Annotated in this window: 19 protein-coding genes; 16 read left to right on the top strand and 3 right to left on the bottom strand. The window is 58.0% G+C overall.

From position 1 onward, the window contains the following. Positions 1-8: 8 nt before the first annotated feature. From cheR to umuC, 9 genes are all read left to right on the top strand, one after another. Complete coding sequence (gene cheR, locus ACMGG1_RS08805) at positions 9-881, top strand: protein-glutamate O-methyltransferase CheR (protein ID WP_174574391.1); 873 nt, start codon at positions 9-11, stop codon at positions 879-881. Next, positions 881-1,930, top strand: a complete 1,050-nt coding sequence (locus tag ACMGG1_RS08810) for a protein-glutamate methylesterase/protein-glutamine glutaminase (protein ID WP_048760294.1) — start codon at positions 881-883, stop codon at positions 1,928-1,930. The genes cheR and ACMGG1_RS08810 overlap by 1 nt, the downstream gene beginning before the upstream one ends. Positions 1,931-2,153: 223 nt before the next feature. Then, positions 2,154-2,543: a chemotaxis response regulator CheY gene (gene cheY, locus ACMGG1_RS08815; protein WP_020827532.1), complete on the top strand. Its 390-nt coding sequence runs from the start codon at positions 2,154-2,156 to the stop codon at positions 2,541-2,543. 12 nt (positions 2,544-2,555) lie between these two features. Next, positions 2,556-3,200, top strand: coding sequence for a protein phosphatase CheZ (cheZ, locus tag ACMGG1_RS08820; RefSeq protein WP_041414707.1), 645 nt, complete (start codon positions 2,556-2,558; stop codon positions 3,198-3,200). 173 nt (positions 3,201-3,373) lie between these two features. Beyond that, positions 3,374-4,525 carry a flagellar biosynthesis protein FlhB gene (gene flhB / locus ACMGG1_RS08825; RefSeq protein ID WP_020827530.1) on the top strand — a complete coding sequence of 384 codons (1,152 nt, stop codon included), beginning with the start codon at positions 3,374-3,376 and terminating at the stop codon, positions 4,523-4,525. Further along, the gene (gene flhA / locus ACMGG1_RS08830; protein ID WP_020827529.1) at positions 4,518-6,596 is read left to right on the top strand and encodes a flagellar biosynthesis protein FlhA; all 2,079 of its coding nucleotides are present in this window, start codon (positions 4,518-4,520) and stop codon (positions 6,594-6,596) included. The genes flhB and flhA overlap by 8 nt, the downstream gene beginning before the upstream one ends. Beyond that, positions 6,596-7,000 carry a flagellar protein FlhE gene (locus tag ACMGG1_RS08835; RefSeq protein ID WP_129940784.1) on the top strand — a complete coding sequence of 135 codons (405 nt, stop codon included), beginning with the start codon at positions 6,596-6,598 and terminating at the stop codon, positions 6,998-7,000. The genes flhA and ACMGG1_RS08835 overlap by 1 nt, the downstream gene beginning before the upstream one ends. Positions 7,001-7,210: 210 nt before the next feature. Beyond that, positions 7,211-7,645 carry a translesion error-prone DNA polymerase V autoproteolytic subunit gene (gene umuD, locus ACMGG1_RS08840; protein WP_122079706.1) on the top strand — a complete coding sequence of 145 codons (435 nt, stop codon included), beginning with the start codon at positions 7,211-7,213 and terminating at the stop codon, positions 7,643-7,645. After that, positions 7,629-8,891 (top strand): translesion error-prone DNA polymerase V subunit UmuC, encoded by a 1,263-nt coding sequence (gene umuC / locus ACMGG1_RS08845; protein WP_046373243.1) that lies wholly within the window; start codon positions 7,629-7,631, stop codon positions 8,889-8,891. Before umuD ends, umuC begins: the two co-directional genes overlap by 17 nt. Before the next feature lie 61 nt (positions 8,892-8,952). On the opposite strand, the gene ACMGG1_RS08850 is transcribed toward umuC, so the two are convergent. From ACMGG1_RS08850 to flgA, 3 genes are all read right to left on the bottom strand, one after another. Continuing rightward, the gene (locus tag ACMGG1_RS08850) at positions 8,953-9,387 is read right to left on the bottom strand and encodes a flagella synthesis protein FlgN (RefSeq protein WP_020827525.1); all 435 of its coding nucleotides are present in this window, start codon (positions 9,385-9,387) and stop codon (positions 8,953-8,955) included. Positions 9,388-9,434: 47 nt separating this feature from the next. Then, entirely contained in the window at positions 9,435-9,761 is a 327-nt protein-coding gene (gene flgM / locus ACMGG1_RS08855) for a flagellar biosynthesis anti-sigma factor FlgM (protein WP_180526960.1), read from the bottom strand. Positions 9,762-9,997: 236 nt separating this feature from the next. After that, positions 9,998-10,660, bottom strand: a complete 663-nt coding sequence (gene flgA / locus ACMGG1_RS08860; RefSeq protein ID WP_414161306.1) for a flagellar basal body P-ring formation chaperone FlgA — start codon at positions 10,658-10,660, stop codon at positions 9,998-10,000. A gap of 163 nt (positions 10,661-10,823) precedes the next feature. Between flgA and flgB the strand changes: the two genes are divergently transcribed. From flgB to flgH, 7 genes are all read left to right on the top strand, one after another. Continuing rightward, entirely contained in the window at positions 10,824-11,237 is a 414-nt protein-coding gene (flgB, locus tag ACMGG1_RS08865) for a flagellar basal body rod protein FlgB (RefSeq protein WP_020827522.1), read from the top strand. A gap of 5 nt (positions 11,238-11,242) precedes the next feature. Next, positions 11,243-11,647, top strand: a complete 405-nt coding sequence (gene flgC, locus ACMGG1_RS08870; RefSeq protein WP_020827521.1) for a flagellar basal body rod protein FlgC — start codon at positions 11,243-11,245, stop codon at positions 11,645-11,647. Positions 11,648-11,659: 12 nt separating this feature from the next. Next, positions 11,660-12,337 carry a flagellar hook assembly protein FlgD gene (gene flgD, locus ACMGG1_RS08875; RefSeq protein WP_020827520.1) on the top strand — a complete coding sequence of 226 codons (678 nt, stop codon included), beginning with the start codon at positions 11,660-11,662 and terminating at the stop codon, positions 12,335-12,337. Positions 12,338-12,523: 186 nt separating this feature from the next. Then, positions 12,524-13,747, top strand: coding sequence for a flagellar hook protein FlgE (gene flgE / locus ACMGG1_RS08880; protein ID WP_020827519.1), 1,224 nt, complete (start codon positions 12,524-12,526; stop codon positions 13,745-13,747). A gap of 12 nt (positions 13,748-13,759) precedes the next feature. Beyond that, positions 13,760-14,515 carry a flagellar basal body rod protein FlgF gene (locus ACMGG1_RS08885; protein WP_020827518.1) on the top strand — a complete coding sequence of 252 codons (756 nt, stop codon included), beginning with the start codon at positions 13,760-13,762 and terminating at the stop codon, positions 14,513-14,515. 18 nt (positions 14,516-14,533) lie between these two features. Next, positions 14,534-15,316: a flagellar basal-body rod protein FlgG gene (gene flgG / locus ACMGG1_RS08890; protein WP_020827517.1), complete on the top strand. Its 783-nt coding sequence runs from the start codon at positions 14,534-14,536 to the stop codon at positions 15,314-15,316. Between the two features lie 235 nt (positions 15,317-15,551). Further along, the gene (gene flgH, locus ACMGG1_RS08895) at positions 15,552-16,250 is read left to right on the top strand and encodes a flagellar basal body L-ring protein FlgH (RefSeq protein WP_020827516.1); all 699 of its coding nucleotides are present in this window, start codon (positions 15,552-15,554) and stop codon (positions 16,248-16,250) included. Positions 16,251-16,338: the final 88 nt, after the last annotated feature.

Consider the following 16,338-nt stretch of genomic DNA (forward strand, 5'->3'; position numbering starts at 1 on the left):
GATATGGCATGAAGCCGGCGCCGTCGAACCCTAACAGAGACCCTGCGACATTGTTGACGCAGATGGTGCAGCGCCTGCCGTTGCTGGACGTGCATTTTCGTCGCATCAGCCAACTGATTTATCAGCGTGCCGGCATCGTGCTGGCAGAGCACAAGCGCGAGATGGTTTATAACCGCCTGGTGCGACGCCTGCGGCTGCTGGGCCTGAACGACTTTGGCGATTATTTGGCGCTGCTGGAAAGCGATCCTAACAGCGCCGAATGGCAGGCGTTTATCAATGCCCTGACCACCAACCTGACGGCGTTTTTCCGCGAAGCGCATCACTTCCCGATCCTGGCGGAGCACGCGCGTCAGCGGCCGAACGGCTACAGCGTGTGGAGCACGGCGGCCTCGACCGGCGAAGAGCCTTATTCGATTGCCATCACCTTAAGTGAGGTGCTCGGGCAGCGCGCCACCGGCTGCCAGGTATGGGCCAGCGATATCGATACCCAGGTGCTGGAGAAAGCGGAAGCGGGCGTTTATCGCCAGGAAGATCTGCGTACCCTGACGCCGGGGCAAATGCAGCGTTATTTCCTGCGCGGCACCGGCCCGCATCAGGGGTTGGTGCGGGTGCGGCCGGAGCTGGCGGGGCGGGTGAATTTTCAGGCGCTCAACCTGTTGGCGCCTGAGTGGGCGTTGCCGGGGCAATTCGACGCTATTTTCTGTCGCAACGTGATGATCTATTTCGATAAGGCGACACAGGAGCGCATTCTGCGCCGCTTCGTGCCCTTGCTTAAACCGGGGGGCCTGATGTTTGCCGGCCACTCCGAGAATTTCAGCCAGATCAGCCGGGATTTCTACTTGCGTGGGCAGACCGTGTATGGCCTGACCAAGGAGAGGTAATGAATAAAATCAGAGTATTGAGCGTAGACGATTCGGCCCTGATGCGGCAGCTGATGACCGAAATTGTCAACAGCCATCCCGATATGGAGATGGTGGCGAGCGCGCCCGACCCTCTGGTCGCGCGCGATCTGATCAAAAAGTTTAACCCGCAGGTGCTGACGCTGGACGTCGAAATGCCGCGCATGGACGGCCTCGACTTCCTCGAAAAACTGATGCGTCTGCGGCCGATGCCGGTGGTGATGGTGTCGTCGCTGACAGGTCAGGGGTCGGAAATTACGCTGCGCGCGCTGGAGCTGGGGGCGGTGGATTTTGTCACCAAACCGCAGCTTGGCATCCGCGAAGGCATGTTGGCCTACAGCGAGCTGATAGCCGAAAAAATTCGCACCGCGGCCAAGGCGCGCTTGCCGCAACGCTCCAGCAGCCCGGCACCGGCGATCCTCAGCCATACGCCGCTGTTGAGCAGCGAAAAACTGATTGCTATCGGGGCCTCTACCGGCGGCACCGAAGCCATTCGGCAGGTGCTGCAACCGCTGCCGGCCACCAGCCCGGCGTTGTTGATCACCCAGCATATGCCGCCGGGGTTTACGCGCTCGTTCGCCGAGCGGCTGAACAAGCTGTGCCAGATTACGGTGAAAGAGGCCGAGGACGGCGAACGCGTGCTGCCGGGCCATGCCTACATCGCACCGGGCGATCGCCATATGGAACTGTCACGCAGCGGTGCCAACTATCAGGTGAAGCTGCATGACGGCCCGGCGGTCAACCGTCACCGGCCATCGGTAGACGTGCTTTTCCGCTCGGTTGCGCAGTACGCCGGTCGAAATGCGGTTGGCGTGATCCTGACCGGCATGGGCAATGACGGCGCGGCGGGCATGTTGGAAATGCATCGTGCCGGTGCCTATACCCTGGCGCAAAACGAGGCCAGCTGTGTGGTGTTCGGCATGCCGCGTGAGGCGATCGCCACCGGTGGGGTGAATGAAGTTGTCGAACTGGATCGCATGAGCCAACGCATGCTGGCGCAAATTGCCGGTGGCCAGGCGCTGCGTATTTGATTTTTACCCTTAATTATACCCGTCGCCTTTCGAGCCGCAGCGTTCAAATCTGTTCCCGACAGATTTGTCGCTCACCCCAGTCACTTACTTGAGTAAGTTCCTGAGGATGAGCGAGCTGGTCGCCTGGCTGCAACTCGAAATTCATAGGGTATATAGGGGGTTATAGCGAACAGCTGCCGTGAGGCTGGCTGTTGTTTGGATTAGGTAAACCTTGGGAGTATATATGGCAGATAAGAGTCTCAGATTTCTGGTGGTGGATGACTTTTCCACTATGCGTCGCATCGTCAGAAACTTGCTGAAAGAGTTGGGATTCAACAACGTAGAAGAGGCCGAGGACGGTGCGGATGCGCTGAACAAACTGCGTGCCGGCGGCTTCGATTTCGTGGTGTCCGACTGGAACATGCCGAATATGGACGGCCTGGAACTGTTGCAAACCATTCGTGCCGATGGCGCATTGGCGGCGATGCCAGTGCTGATGGTGACGGCGGAAGCCAAGAAAGAAAACATTATCGCGGCGGCGCAGGCCGGTGCCAGCGGTTACGTGGTGAAACCTTTTACGGCGGCGACGCTGGAAGAAAAGCTCAATAAGATTTTTGAAAAACTGGGCATGTAAGGAGAGAGGGCGATGAGAGACATTCCAATGCCTGCCAGCGATGCGGCAACCGCGGGGGAGATCATCTCGCGCATTGGCCAACTGACGCGGATGCTGCGCGACAGCATGCGCGAACTGGGGCTCGATCAGGCGATCGCCCAGGCGGCAGAGGCAATCCCGGATGCACGCGATCGTCTTGATTACGTGGTCACCATGACGGCGCAGGCGGCGGAACGGGCGTTGAACTGTGTGGAAGCGGCGCAGCCGCGCCAGGCACAGCTGGAGTCCGAAGCCAAAGGATTGAAAGGCCGTTGGGACGAGTGGTTCGCCAACCCGATCGAGTTGGACGACGCCCGTGAATTGGTTACCGATACCCGTCAGTACCTGGATCAGGTGCCGGAACATACGGCGTTCACCAATGCCCAACTGCTGGAAATCATGATGGCGCAGGATTTCCAGGATCTGACCGGCCAGGTGATCAAACGCATGATGGACGTGGTGCAGGAGATTGAAAAGCAGCTGCTGATGGTGCTGATGGAAAATATTCCTGAGCAACCGGCGAAAGAGAAAAAACCGAACGACAGCCTGCTCAATGGCCCGCAGCTCGACCAGAATGGCGCCGGCGTTATCGCCAATCAGGCGCAGGTGGACGATCTTCTGGACAGCCTGGGTTTCTGATAGCTCCTGGGGCGCATTTTGTTGCGCCCCAGACAGGCAGCACTGCTCCTGCGTCCCCAATCTTCCCCATCCCGCAAATAACCGTCCTTTTCTCCCGTTGTTCCACCAATGAAATCAGCATTTTTTTGGCATGCTGACCGCAATTTTATTCCCTCCGGCACAGGAACCGCCCCGTGGCTGAAGACAGCGATCTGGAAAAGAGCGAGGCCCCCACGCCCCATAGGGTGGAGAAGGCGCGTGAAGATGGCCAGATCCCGCGTTCCCGCGAGCTGACGTCGGTGCTGATGCTGGTGGCAGGCTTGTCGATCATCTGGGTTTCCGGCGGCAACATGGCGCAACAGTTGGCGGCCATGCTGACCCAGGGCCTGAATTTCGACCACGGCATGGTCAGTAACGACAAGCAGATGCTGCGCCAGTTGGCGATGTTGTTACGCCAGGCGGTATGGGCGCTGTTGCCGATCATGGCCGGGTTGGCGCTGGTCGCGCTGACGGCGCCGATGCTGCTGGGCGGCCTGCTGCTGAGCGGTAAATCGCTCAAGTTCGATCTCAAGCGCATGAACCCGCTGTCCGGGCTGAAACGCATCTTTTCCAGCCAGGTGCTGGCGGAGCTGTTGAAGGGCATCCTGAAGGCGACGCTGGTAGGGTGGATCACCGGTTTATACCTGTGGCACAACTGGGCGGCGATGCTGCATCTGGTGACGCAACAGCCGCTCGATGCGCTGGGTAACGCGCTGCGAATGATCATCTTTTGCGGCCTGCTGGTGGTACTCGGGCTGACGCCGATGGTGGCGTTTGACGTGTTTTACCAACTGTGGAGCCACTTCAAAAAGCTGAAGATGACCAAGCAGGACATCCGCGACGAGTTCAAGGAGCAGGAGGGTGACCCGCACGTTAAAGGGCGCATCCGACAGCAACAGCGTGCCGTTGCACGGCGGCGAATGATGGCCGACGTCCCCAAGGCCGACGTCATTGTGACCAACCCGACGCATTACGCCGTCGCGCTGCAGTACAACGATAAAAACATGAGTGCGCCGAAGGTGCTGGCCAAGGGGGCCGGCGAAATTGCGCTGCGTATTCGTGAACTGGGGGCGGAACACCGTATTCCCATGCTCGAAGCACCGCCGTTGGCACGTGCTCTATATCGACACAGCGAGATTGGACAACACATTCCCGCCACCCTGTATGCCGCCGTGGCCGAAGTATTGGCCTGGGTTTACCAGCTGCGACGCTGGCGGCGCGAAGGGGGGCTGATCCCGAAAAAACCTGAACGTTTACCGGTGCCGGAAGCACTGGATTTTGCTGGAGAAAGTAATACAAATGGCTAATTTGGCCGCCTTGCTTCGTTTGCCGGGCAGTTTTAAAGATACGCAGTGGCAGGTGCTGGCCGGCCCGATACTGATCCTGATGATCCTGTCGATGATGGTGCTGCCGTTGCCGGCATTTATCCTCGATCTGCTGTTCACCTTCAATATTGCCTTGTCGATCATGGTGTTGCTGGTAGCGATGTTTACCCAGCGTACGCTTGAATTTGCCGCATTCCCCACCATTTTGCTGTTCTCAACCTTGCTGCGCCTGTCGCTCAACGTAGCTTCGACGCGCATCATCCTGATGGAAGGGCATACCGGATCTGCCGCCGCAGGTCGCGTGGTAGAGGCCTTCGGTCACTTCCTGGTGGGCGGTAACTTCGCCATCGGTATCGTGGTGTTTATCATTTTGGTGCTGATCAACTTTATGGTTATCACCAAGGGTGCCGGGCGTATCGCCGAAGTGGGCGCACGCTTTGTGCTGGACGGCATGCCAGGCAAGCAGATGGCGATCGATGCCGATCTCAACGCCGGTTTGATCGGTGAAGAAGAGGCGAAAAAACGTCGCTCTGAGGTCACGCAGGAAGCGGACTTCTACGGTTCGATGGACGGTGCCAGTAAGTTCGTCCGTGGCGATGCGGTCGCCGGTCTGATGATCATGATGCTAAACGTGGTCGGTGGTCTGTTGGTCGGCGTGCTCCAGCACGGAATGGAACTGGGCACGGCGGCGGAAACTTACACCTTGCTGACCATCGGTGACGGCCTGGTGGCGCAGATCCCGGCGTTGGTGATTTCGACCGCCGCCGGCGTGATCGTGACTCGCGTGGCGACCGATCAGGACGTTGGCGAGCAGATGGTTGGCCAACTGTTCAACAACCCGCGGGTTATGTTGCTCAGCGCCGCGGTGCTCGGCCTGCTTGGGCTGGTCCCGGGGATGCCGAACCTGGTATTCCTGCTGTTTACCGCCGCTCTGTTAGGGTTGGCCTGGTGGCTGCGCGGGCGCGATCAGCAAGCGCCCAAAGTGCAGGAAGTGCCGGTCACGCAGGATAATCCGCAGGCGGTGGAAGCCAGTTGGTCTGACGTGCAGCTGGAAGATCCGTTGGGGATGGAGGTCGGTTACCGGCTGATCCCGATGGTGGATTTCCAACAGAATGGTGAATTGCTGGGCCGTATCCGCGGCATCCGTAAAAAATTCGCGCAGGAGATGGGCTATCTGCCACCGGTGGTGCATATCCGCGACAACCTGGAACTGCCGCCGGCCAGCTACCGTATTTTGATGAAGGGCGTAGAAATCGGCAGTGGCGAAGCGCAACCGGGCCGCTGGCTGGCAATTAACCCAGGCAATGCGGTGGGCGAGTTGGCGGGGGATAAAACCACCGATCCGGCGTTTGGGCTGGAAGCGGTATGGATTGACAGCGCGCTGCGTGAGCAGGCGCAGATCCAGGGCTTCACCGTAGTGGAAGCCAGCACGGTGGTTGCGACGCACCTTAATCATTTGATTGGCCAGTTTGCCAGTGAGCTGTTTGGCCGACAGGAAGCACAGCAATTACTGGATCGCGTCGCACAGGACATGCCGAAGCTGACCGAAGATTTCGTGCCGGGCGTGGTAAGCCTGACCACGCTGCACAAGGTGTTGCAGAACCTGCTGGCGGAACGGGTTTCCATCCGCGATATGCGCACCATTATTGAAACGCTGGCGGAGCATGCCCCATCACAAACCGACCCTTATGAGCTGACCACCGTGGTGCGCGTGGCGCTGGGAAGGGCGATCACCCAGCAGTGGTTCCCGGGCAACGGTGAAATTCAGGTGATTGGCCTGGATACCCAGCTCGAGCGTCTGTTACTGCAAGCGCTGCAGGGCGGCGGTGGTTTGGAACCGGGCCTGGCGGATCGTTTATTGGATCAGGCCAAACAGGCGTTGCAGCGGCAGGAAATGCTCAGCGCGCCGCCGGTACTGTTAGTGAATCACGCACTGCGGGCCTTGCTGGCGCGTTTCCTGCGTCGCAGCCTGCCGCAGATGGTGGTGTTGTCGAATCTGGAGATCAATGACGACCGCCAAATCCGCATGACCTCCACCATTGGGGCCGCATAATGAAACACCGTCTGGCGTTAATTTGCCTGTTAGCGCCGTTGAGCGTGCAGGCAGCATCCGGTTCTTGGGTAGCCGACAGCGTCGGCGCAACGCTGGAATATGGTGGTGAGCGGGGGGAATCGCCGGGGTTACGCGCCCCCAATGTGTTGCCGGACGCCAATGCCCGCATCACCAGCGTAAGCTGGCGTTACCGGCTGCTGGCCGATGAGCCGGCGGGCATGCAGGCGCAGCTTTGCACCCTGACGCGCTGCATTGTGTTGGGCGGCGGCAGCGGCAGCAGCACCGGGCTGAAAGGGGAACCGGCGAACGCCGAACTGCGTTTTGTTTATTACGTGCAGGCGCGCGGCAGCCTGAATCCGCCGCTGCGCGTGATCAGCAATCAGGTGATTGTGAATTACGAGTAAAACTAAAACGACACAAGCCAAGTCCCTCAGGCCGTTGCCTTCGACCTGGTTTTATTCCGTTGCCCCAAAGCGTGTTTAGCCACGGGGCAGGTAGGCCAATTTAAATTTCCTGATGCTTCAACTGCTTTCAGGAATTTTATTATACGCCGCTTGATCGTTGCTGACGATCATGGATACTGTATATAAATACAGTTATTCGGATCCGCCATTATGCAGTTTATTCACCCCAGTCAGCTCACTCCCGGTTTATTACTTCCCCTCTTTATGGAGCGAGTCTCCTGCGGTTTTCCCAGCCCGGCTCAGGACTATGTCGAAGACAGTCTCGACCTGAATAAGCTGGTGGTGAAACACCCCAGTGCGACGTACTTTGTCCGGGTCAGTGGTGATTCGATGATCGGCGCAGGTATCAGCCACGGTGACTTACTGGTGGTTGATCGTTCCTTGACCGCCGTTCATGGCGACATCGTCATAGCGGCAGTGGCCGGCGAATTTACCGTGAAGGAGCTGCAAACCCATCCACGTATTCAGCTGGTGCCTCATAATACGGATTATTCTCCGATCGTTTTCCAGGCCGAAGAAGAGCTGGAAATCTTTGGCGTTGTGACATTTACCTTGAAATCAAACCGACATGTTCGCACTTGTTGACGTCAACAGCTTCTACACGTCCTGCGAGACTGTTTTTCGGCCAGATCTTAAGGGCAAGCCGATCGTCGTCGTTTCAAACAATGACGGATGCGTTATTTCACTTTCGGCGGAAGCCAAAGCGCTGGGCATCAAAATGGGGGCGCCTTACTTCAAAATCAAAGAGCAATTACGGCGCCAGCAGGTCAGCGTTTTCAGCTCGAATTATACGCTTTATGCCGATCTCAGCCATCGGGTGATGCTGACGCTAATCGAGATGGCCCCTGTCGTAGAGATATACTCCATCGATGAAGCTTTTATCGATGTGTCTGGCCTGAGTAGCAGCCTTCCGCTGAGCACCTTTGGCCATCAAATGCGCGATCGGGTGTTAAAGAATACCGGGTTAACCGTTGGCGTGGGGATCGCGCAAACCAAGACACTGGCGAAGATCGCCAATTTTGCGGCAAAGAAGTGGCGTCAAACGGGGGGCGTTGTTGAGTTGTCCGATCCTGAGCGTCTGCGAAAACTGCTGGCGTTAGTGCCGGTGGACGAGGTGTGGGGCGTGGGCCGCCGCATCGGCAAGAAGCTCAGCTTTATGGGGATCGAAACGGCGCTACAGCTTGCTGACTGTTCAACCTGGGTGATCCGTAAACACTTTAATGTGGTACTCGAACGTACGGTTCGTGAATTGCGCGGCGAATCCTGTTTGGCATTGGATGAGTTTGCGCCCACCAAACAGCAGATCATCTGTAGCCGCTCATTTGGTCACCGCATCACGGCTTATCAAGATATGCGCCAGGCCATTTGTACCTATGCGGAACGCGCAGCCGAAAAGCTCAGGGCAGAGAAGCAGTTCTGCTGTGTGATCAGCGTCTTTATGCGGACCAGTCCCCATGCCGAAAATGAAACATTTTACGGCCCTCAGGCCAGCGGGCGCCTGGCGATCCCTTCCAACGATACGCGTGACATTATTCGCGTTGCTGTCAGCGCGCTTGACCGCATCTGGAAAGACGATTTTCGCTATATGAAAGCCGGTGTGATGCTGAGTGATTTCTTTAGCCAGGGGGTGGCGCAGCTTAATTTGTTTGATGAACACCAGCCCAGGCCTAACAGCAGTGAGTTAATGCAGACCCTTGATCGGCTTAATCAGTCCGGTCGGGGCACGGTCTGGTTTGCCGGGCAGGGGATCCAAAAAAGCTGGGCGATGAAACGCGAAATGCTGTCCCCCAGCTATACCACAAGGTACTCGGACCTGCCGTTCGTCAAATAGCCCTGGGGTCTTATCATCCACCGGTTGAGCCCGCTCAGGTGCATCAACAATCATTCTTTGATTAAACGCCGATTTTTCGCCCCAGCAGGCTGGCATTGCGCGACTGGCCATCCGGGCCGTAGAGCGATTTGTTTTGCTTGCTCAGGATCGCCAACGCCTGAGCGTTGTGATCGATCTGTTGATTGAGCAGCATGCCGTTATGCTGGTTTTTTTCCCGCAGCTGCTGGCTGAGCGTTTGTACTCGTTGCCAGCCGTCCGCCAGGCGCGGGTGCGCGGAATAGGGTGCCTGTTGCCCCTGTGCGCGCTCCAGGTTCAGCCGCTGCTGCTCCAGATAGTTTACCGTGGCCAGCAACTGGCTCTTGGCATCGGTAGCGCGTTGCAGCGCCACGCCCGGTAATTGTCCCGAACAGAGCAGATGATGTTCTTCCGTCAGCACCGTACTCAGCGCATTCAGGGTTTCCAACAGCTTATCAATCAGTTGCGCCAGACTTTCCATTACGAATAACCACCTGTCAAAGAATTCCTTGGTGTTTAACCCGAGGGTTAAGCCTCCGGCGTTTGCAGGCCGTTAGCCATCCACAGGGCATCGCTTTGCGCGTCTTTCAGTAGCGCATCGGCAATTTTCCCGGCATCCATTTTCAGTTCGCCGTTGCGGATCGCCTGCTTGATGGCGTCCACCCGATTCATATCAATATCTTGCGTACCCGGCTGCATCAGGCGCGCTTGCGCGTCGCTCAATTTTACCTGGGTGCCGCTGACGGTGCTCTCCGTCTGGGCAGCTTTGCGTGGCTGAAGTGGGCTTTCAGTCGCGGTTTCACGAGGTTGCACCGTTGGAACGGGTTGCAGCCGCTGGGTGCGATCGATACTCATGGTCAATCTCCATCGATGCCGTCGCCGCGAAGGCAATGGCTGATATTTTGTGGCCCTGGCGGCCAATAAAAGTCTGCTTATGATTTTCTTATCGGCAAGTTTTGATAAACCTTTACCTTTTTATAACCGTCATCTTTCAAGCTGCAGCGTTGTTACCTGCACTCGCTCACCCCAGTTACTTACTAAAGTAAGCGCCTGGGGATGAGTGAGCTGGGCGCCTAGCTGCAACTTGAAAGCTATAGGGTATTTAACCCAATACGGATCGTACCGTCATCACTGGCTATGCCGCTGACGATTTGTCCGGAAGCCATACGCACACGGACATTGTCTTCGGCGGCGGCATTGTTCATGGCTTTGCCCGTACCGCTGATGTTAAATCCACTTCCCTGCGCGGTCACCTGTACCGCCTGACCGGCCTTGATCACCCAGGCGCGACGCAGCATGGCGAAGGTCAGCGGCTGACCGGGACTGATATTGCGCAGGCTGACAGCCCCCAGCGCTTTGCCGGTTTCGCTTAGCGTGCGCGGTGGCAAGGTGTCGAGCCGGCCACTTTTGAACCTGATGTCCGCCGCCGTCAGCTTGCTGCCGGCGCTGATGCCGCGGGCCGACACCAGATATTGGCCGATCACCTGAACCTGGGTCTGGATAAAGCGCCGTTCCTGGCCGCAGCGTGCCGAAACGCTGATATTACCCCAACGCCGCACATTCTGCGGCAAAGAGAGCTGCGGGAATTCGCATTGCGGCCATTGGGTGGCGGGCGTGCGCACCAGCACTTTAACCTGCACCGGACTGCCGCTGAACTGGCTGCTGATGAAGCGATCGATCTGCGCCGCCAGATCTTCGGCCCGTGCGTTCAGGCTGCACAGCAGGGCTGCCAACAACAGCATTTTCGCTTTCATCTCCGCTTCTTCCTCAAAAAGCCTCAGGGTGCGCGTAAGTGTACCCGGAGTGCGCGCAGGCTAAGCAGATAAATAGCGACGCATTTTGCCCTTATTCCCACGATAGGCTGGCGGAAGGGACGTTTATGCTGTCGGCTCCAAATTCTAACCTCGCGGAGGGAGCATGATCGACAAACTGGACGCTGCTCTGCGCTTTGGTCAAGAGGCGCTGAACCTGCGCGCCCAGCGGCAGGAAATTCTGGCCGCCAACATCGCCAACGCAGACACCCCGGGTTATCAGGCGCGGGATATCGATTTCGCCGGCCAACTGAACAAGGTGCTGGAGCAAGGGCGCGCCAGCGGCAGCGGCATTGCGCTGAACATGACGTCATCGCGCCATATTCCGGCGCAGAACATGCAGCCGCCACAGCTCGACTTGCTGTTCCGCGTGCCGGATCAGCCCTCCATGGACGGCAACACGGTTGACATGGATCGCGAACGCACCAACTTCGCCGATAACAGCCTGAAGTATCAGACCGACCTGACGCTGATCAACGGTCAGATCAAAGGGATGATGTCAGTGTTACAACAAGGATAAGGCGCATGTCGCTACTGAATATTTTTGATATCTCCGGCTCGGCGCTGTCTGCCCAGTCGCAACGCATGAACGTCAGCGCCAGCAACATGGCCAATGCCGACAGCGTCACCGGGCCGGACGGCCAACCCTACCGCGCCAAGCAGGTGGTGTTTGAAGTTGCCGCCGCGGCCGGACAACCTACCGGCGGCGTACGCGTAGCGCAGGTAGTTGACGACCCGGCGCCGGAGCGTCTGGTTTACCAGCCGGGTAACCCGCTGGCGGACGGCAAGGGCTATGTGCGCATGCCTAACGTGGATGTGGTGGGTGAGATGGTCAACACCATTTCCGCCTCCCGCAGCTATCAGGCCAACGTCGAGGTGCTCAACACCACCAAGTCGATGATGATGAAAACCCTGACGCTGGGTCAATAACCGGAGCTTGCCATGGCGATTGCCGCAACCACCACTGAATCGCTGGATAACAGCGTCATCGGTGCCAACGCAAAAAATAACACCAGCCAGGATCTGAGCAACAGCTTCCTGACGCTGCTGGTGGCGCAGTTGAAGAATCAGGATCCGACCAACCCGATGCAGAACAATGAACTGACCAGCCAATTGGCGCAGATCAATACCGTTCAGGGCATCGAGAAACTCAACACCACGCTGGGGTCGATCTCCGGGCAGATCAACAGCAATCAATCGCTGCAGGCTACCGCTTTGATCGGCCACGGCGTGATGGTCCCGGGCAGCAATATTCTGGCTGGCAGCAAAGACGGCAAGGTCAGCACTACGCCGTTTGGTCTGGAACTGGAGCGTGCGGCCGACTCGGTGACCGCCACCATCACCGACGCCACCGGCAAAGCGGTACGCACCATTGATCTCGGCGGCCTGACCGCTGGCGTGCATTCGTTCAGTTGGGACGGATCGATGACGGACGGCACCACCGCACCGGACGGTGCCTACAGCTTTACGATCAACGCCAAAGCCAACGGCGAACAGCTGGTGGCGCGCAATCTGCATTTTGGCATGGTCAACGGCGTCATCCGCGACGCGAACGGCGCGAAGCTGGATCTGGGCCTGGCGGGCAGCGCCACGCTGGAGGATGTCCGGCAGATCCTTTAACCCAATACCCTTCATCCTTCAGGCTGCAGCGTTGTTGGCTGTGCGCACTCACCCCAGTCACTTACGTGAGTAAGCTCCTGGGGACTCCTGCGCTTGCCGCCCGGCTGCAACATGAAAGTCATTGGGTATATCAAAACACTATCAGGCGTTATCGGACGATAGCCTGACCACTATTCGGAGAATGACATGGCCTTTTCTCAGGCAGTAAGCGGCTTAAACGCGGCAGCAACCAATCTGGACGTGATCGGTAACAACATCGCTAACTCCGCCACTTCCGGTTTTAAATCAGGCAGCGTTTCCTTTGCTGACATGTTCGCCGGTTCACAGGTTGGCCTGGGCGTTAAGGTGGCGGGGATCACCCAGAACTTTAAAGGCGGCACCACCACCGGTACCAGCCGTGCGCTGGACGTGGCGATTTCCGGCAACGGTTTCTTCCGTCTGCAGGATCAGGACGGCGGCATTTTCTACAGCCGTAACGGCCAGTTCAAACTGGATGAAAACCGTAACCTGACCAACATGCAGGGCCTGCAACTGACCGGCTACCCGGCCGCCGGTACGCCGCCGACCATTCAACAGGGCGCGAACCCGGTGCCGCTGAGCATTCCGGAAGGCATGATGAACGCCAAGGCGTCAACCTCCGGCAACATGGTCGCCAACCTTAAATCCACGCATAAGGTTCCGGATAACCACACCTTCGATCCCGCCAAGAAGGATTCTTACAACTACGTCAACACCATCACCACTTATGACTCGTTAGGTAACGCGCACAACATCAACGCCTACTTTGTGAAAACCGACGAGAACAAGTGGCAGGTTTATACCCAGGATGGAACGGCTGCTCCGGTAGATGCCGGTACCATGACGTTCGACACCAGCGGCAATCTGGCCAGCACCACCAGCAAACAAGGCACCGCCGGCGAATTCAGCATGCTGATCCCGATGGAAGCCAAAGATGGCGCGCCGGCACAGAACTTCACCCTGAATTTCGCCAAGAGCATGCAGCAGAGCGTCAGCGCCGACTCCGTCAGCAAAGTGTCGCAGGATGGCTATGGCGCAGGTGAATACACCAACTTCCAGATCAACAACGACGGCACGGTGATGGGCATCTACTCCAACCAGCAGACTCAGGTGCTGGGCCAGATCGTCATGGCCAACTTCTCCAACCCGGAAGGCCTGTCTTCTCAGGGCGATAACGTTTGGCAAGAAACCGGCGCATCCGGCCAGCCACGTGTAGGCCTGGCGGGCAACGGCGGTTTGGGCAAACTGACCAGCGGCGCGCTGGAAGCCTCCAACGTCGATCTGAGCCAGGAACTGGTGAACATGATCGTCGCACAACGTAACTACCAGTCGAACGCCCAAACCATCAAAACGCAGGACTCGATCCTGCAAACGCTGGTTAGCCTGCGCTAATAGGACTGATTTATGGATCACGCGATTTATACCGCGATGGGCGCAGCGCGACAGACGCTGGAACAGCAGTCTGTCACCGCCAATAATCTGGCCAACGCATCGACGCCGGGCTTTCGCGCCCAGCTGTCGGCGCTGCGTGCCGTGCCGGTGGATGGGCCAAGCTTGCCGACGCGAACGCTGGTTACCGCGTCAACGCCGGGCGCGGACATGAGTCAGGGGGCGCTGAATTACACCGCACGCCCGTTGGACGTGGCGCTGCAGCAGGACGGCTTTCTGGCCGTCAGCCTGCCGGACGGCGGCGAAGCCTACACCCGTAACGGTAACATCCAGATCTCCTCCACCGGGCAGTTGACGGTGCAGGGCGTGCCGCTGATGGGCGACGGCGGACCGATTGAGGTACCCCCGTCGGCAGAGATCACCATTGCCGCCGACGGGACCATCTCGGCGCTGAATGCGGGCGATCCGCCGAACAGCATTGCTCAGATCGGCAGGCTGAAACTGGTGAAGGCCGACGCGCGCGAAGTGATGCGTGGCGATGACGGGTTGTTCCGCCTGACGCCGGAAACCCAACGGCAGCGCGGCAATCAGTTGCCGAACGATCCGCTGGTGCAGGTGATGCCGGGCGTGCTGGAAGGCAGCAACGTCAAACCGATGGAAACCATGGTCGACATGATTGCCAACGCCCGCCGCTTTGAAATGCAAATGAAGGTCATCCACAGCGTGGATGAAAATGAACAGCGCGCCAATTCATTGTTATCAATGAGTTAATTAGTAAGGAAATAACCCATGATCCCATCTTTATGGATTGCCAAAACCGGTCTGGATGCGCAGCAGACCAATATGGACGTGATCGCCAACAACCTGGCCAACGTCAGCACTAACGGTTTTAAACGCCAGCGTGCAGTGTTCGAAGATCTGCTGTACCAGACCATGCGTCAGCCGGGGGCGCAGTCCTCCGAGCAGACGACGCTGCCGTCCGGACTGCAGATCGGTACCGGCGTGCGGCCGGTGGCGACCGAGCGTCTGCACAGCCAGGGCAACCTGTCGCAGACCAACAACAGCAAGGACATCGCCATCAAGGGGCAGGGCTTTTTCCAGGTGATGATGCCGGACGGCACCCTGGCCTATACCCGCGACGGCTCGTTCCAGAGAGATCAGAACGGCCAACTGGTGACCGCCAGCGGCTTCCAGGTACAACCGGCGATCACCATTCCGGCCAATGCCCTGAGCATCACCGTAGGCCGCGACGGCATCGTCAGCGCCACCCTGCAGGGGCAGACCGCCGCCCAGCAGGTGGGCCAACTGACGCTGACCACCTTTATCAATGACAGCGGCCTGGAAAGCATGGGCGAGAACCTGTACCAGGAAACCGAGAGTTCCGGCGCGCCGAACGAGAGCACGCCTGGGCTAAACGGTGCCGGTCTGCTGTATCAGGGCTATGTGGAAACCTCCAACGTCAACGTGGCGGAAGAGCTGGTCAACATGATCCAGACCCAACGTGCTTACGAAATCAACAGCAAAGCGGTATCGACGTCCGATCAGATGCTGCAAAAGCTGACGCAACTGTAATTGACGGGCGCCGCTGCGCCCGCAAGGTCGTTAACCAATCTTAAAACAGGGTTGGAAGGTCAGGATTTGCTAACAAAAAATGAAGGAAAATCAAATTATTGATTTTCGGCTAATAACCACAAAGTGGGGAAAAACCACGCTTTTTCCCCACTTTGTCAACACATTCACGGGTGCTGCAGCGCCCGTAACCCTATTTTGTGAAACAAAGGCGATACCCGTGGTAACCACAACTCTGATGGAAAATCCGCCGCAAGGAAAACGCTGGCTGGCGGCAATGGTGATGCTGACGCTGAGCGGCTGCGCTTACATTCCACATAAACCCCTGGTTGACGGGGCTACCACGGCACAGCCGGCGCCGGCGGGCGCGCCCGTGCCGAACGGTTCCATTTTCCAGACGGTGCAGCCGATGAACTACGGTTATCAGCCGCTGTTTGAAGACCGTCGTCCGCGCAACGTCGGCGATACCCTGACGATCGTGCTGCAGGAAAACGTCAGCGCCAGCAAAAGCTCATCTGCCAACGCCAGCCGCAACGGGGCCAGCAAGTTCGGCGTGGCCACCTCGCCACGCTACCTCGATGGTTTGCTGGGCAATGCGCGTGCCGATATGGATATCTCCGGTGACAGCACCTTCGGCGGCAAGGGCGGGGCCAACGCCAACAACACCTTTAACGGCACCATTACCGTGACGGTCAATCAGGTGCTGGTGAACGGAAACCTGCACGTGGTGGGGGAAAAACAGATCGCCATTAATCAGGGCACCGAATTCATCCGTTTCTCCGGGGTCGTCAACCCGCGCACCATCAGCGGCAGCAACTCGGTTACCTCCACCCAGGTGGCGGATGCGCGCATTGAATATGTCGGCAACGGCTATATCAACGAAGCGCAGACCATGGGGTGGTTACAACGCTTCTTCTTAAATGTCTCACCGTTTTGAGTACAGGCTATTTTACTTGCCATTTTGAGGTTGGGCAGTGCTCGGGGCAGTCACGTACTGCGTGTACGCTCCATTCCCTGTGCGCCGC

It is taken from the genome of Serratia sp. BNK-12 (assembly GCF_047456085.1).
In the GTDB taxonomy this organism is placed as follows: Bacteria; Pseudomonadota; Gammaproteobacteria; order Enterobacterales; family Enterobacteriaceae; genus Serratia; species Serratia liquefaciens.

Coding starts and splice junctions, on each gene's coding strand:
- cheR (WP_174574391.1), top strand. CDS start 9: ATGAAGCCGGCGCCGTCGAACCCTAACAGAGACCCTGCGACATTGTTG.
- ACMGG1_RS08810 (WP_048760294.1), top strand. CDS start 881: ATGAATAAAATCAGAGTATTGAGCGTAGACGATTCGGCCCTGATGCGG.
- cheY (WP_020827532.1), top strand. CDS start 2,154: ATGGCAGATAAGAGTCTCAGATTTCTGGTGGTGGATGACTTTTCCACT.
- cheZ (WP_041414707.1), top strand. CDS start 2,556: ATGAGAGACATTCCAATGCCTGCCAGCGATGCGGCAACCGCGGGGGAG.
- flhA (WP_020827529.1), top strand. CDS start 4,518: ATGGCTAATTTGGCCGCCTTGCTTCGTTTGCCGGGCAGTTTTAAAGAT.
- ACMGG1_RS08835 (WP_129940784.1), top strand. CDS start 6,596: ATGAAACACCGTCTGGCGTTAATTTGCCTGTTAGCGCCGTTGAGCGTG.
- umuD (WP_122079706.1), top strand. CDS start 7,211: ATGCAGTTTATTCACCCCAGTCAGCTCACTCCCGGTTTATTACTTCCC.
- umuC (WP_046373243.1), top strand. CDS start 7,629: ATGTTCGCACTTGTTGACGTCAACAGCTTCTACACGTCCTGCGAGACT.
- ACMGG1_RS08850 (WP_020827525.1), bottom strand. CDS start 9,387: ATGGAAAGTCTGGCGCAACTGATTGATAAGCTGTTGGAAACCCTGAAT.
- flgM (WP_180526960.1), bottom strand. CDS start 9,761: ATGAGTATCGATCGCACCCAGCGGCTGCAACCCGTTCCAACGGTGCAA.
- flgA (WP_414161306.1), bottom strand. CDS start 10,660: ATGAAAGCGAAAATGCTGTTGTTGGCAGCCCTGCTGTGCAGCCTGAAC.
- flgB (WP_020827522.1), top strand. CDS start 10,824: ATGATCGACAAACTGGACGCTGCTCTGCGCTTTGGTCAAGAGGCGCTG.
- flgC (WP_020827521.1), top strand. CDS start 11,243: ATGTCGCTACTGAATATTTTTGATATCTCCGGCTCGGCGCTGTCTGCC.
- flgD (WP_020827520.1), top strand. CDS start 11,660: ATGGCGATTGCCGCAACCACCACTGAATCGCTGGATAACAGCGTCATC.
- flgE (WP_020827519.1), top strand. CDS start 12,524: ATGGCCTTTTCTCAGGCAGTAAGCGGCTTAAACGCGGCAGCAACCAAT.
- ACMGG1_RS08885 (WP_020827518.1), top strand. CDS start 13,760: ATGGATCACGCGATTTATACCGCGATGGGCGCAGCGCGACAGACGCTG.
- flgG (WP_020827517.1), top strand. CDS start 14,534: ATGATCCCATCTTTATGGATTGCCAAAACCGGTCTGGATGCGCAGCAG.
- flgH (WP_020827516.1), top strand. CDS start 15,552: ATGGAAAATCCGCCGCAAGGAAAACGCTGGCTGGCGGCAATGGTGATG.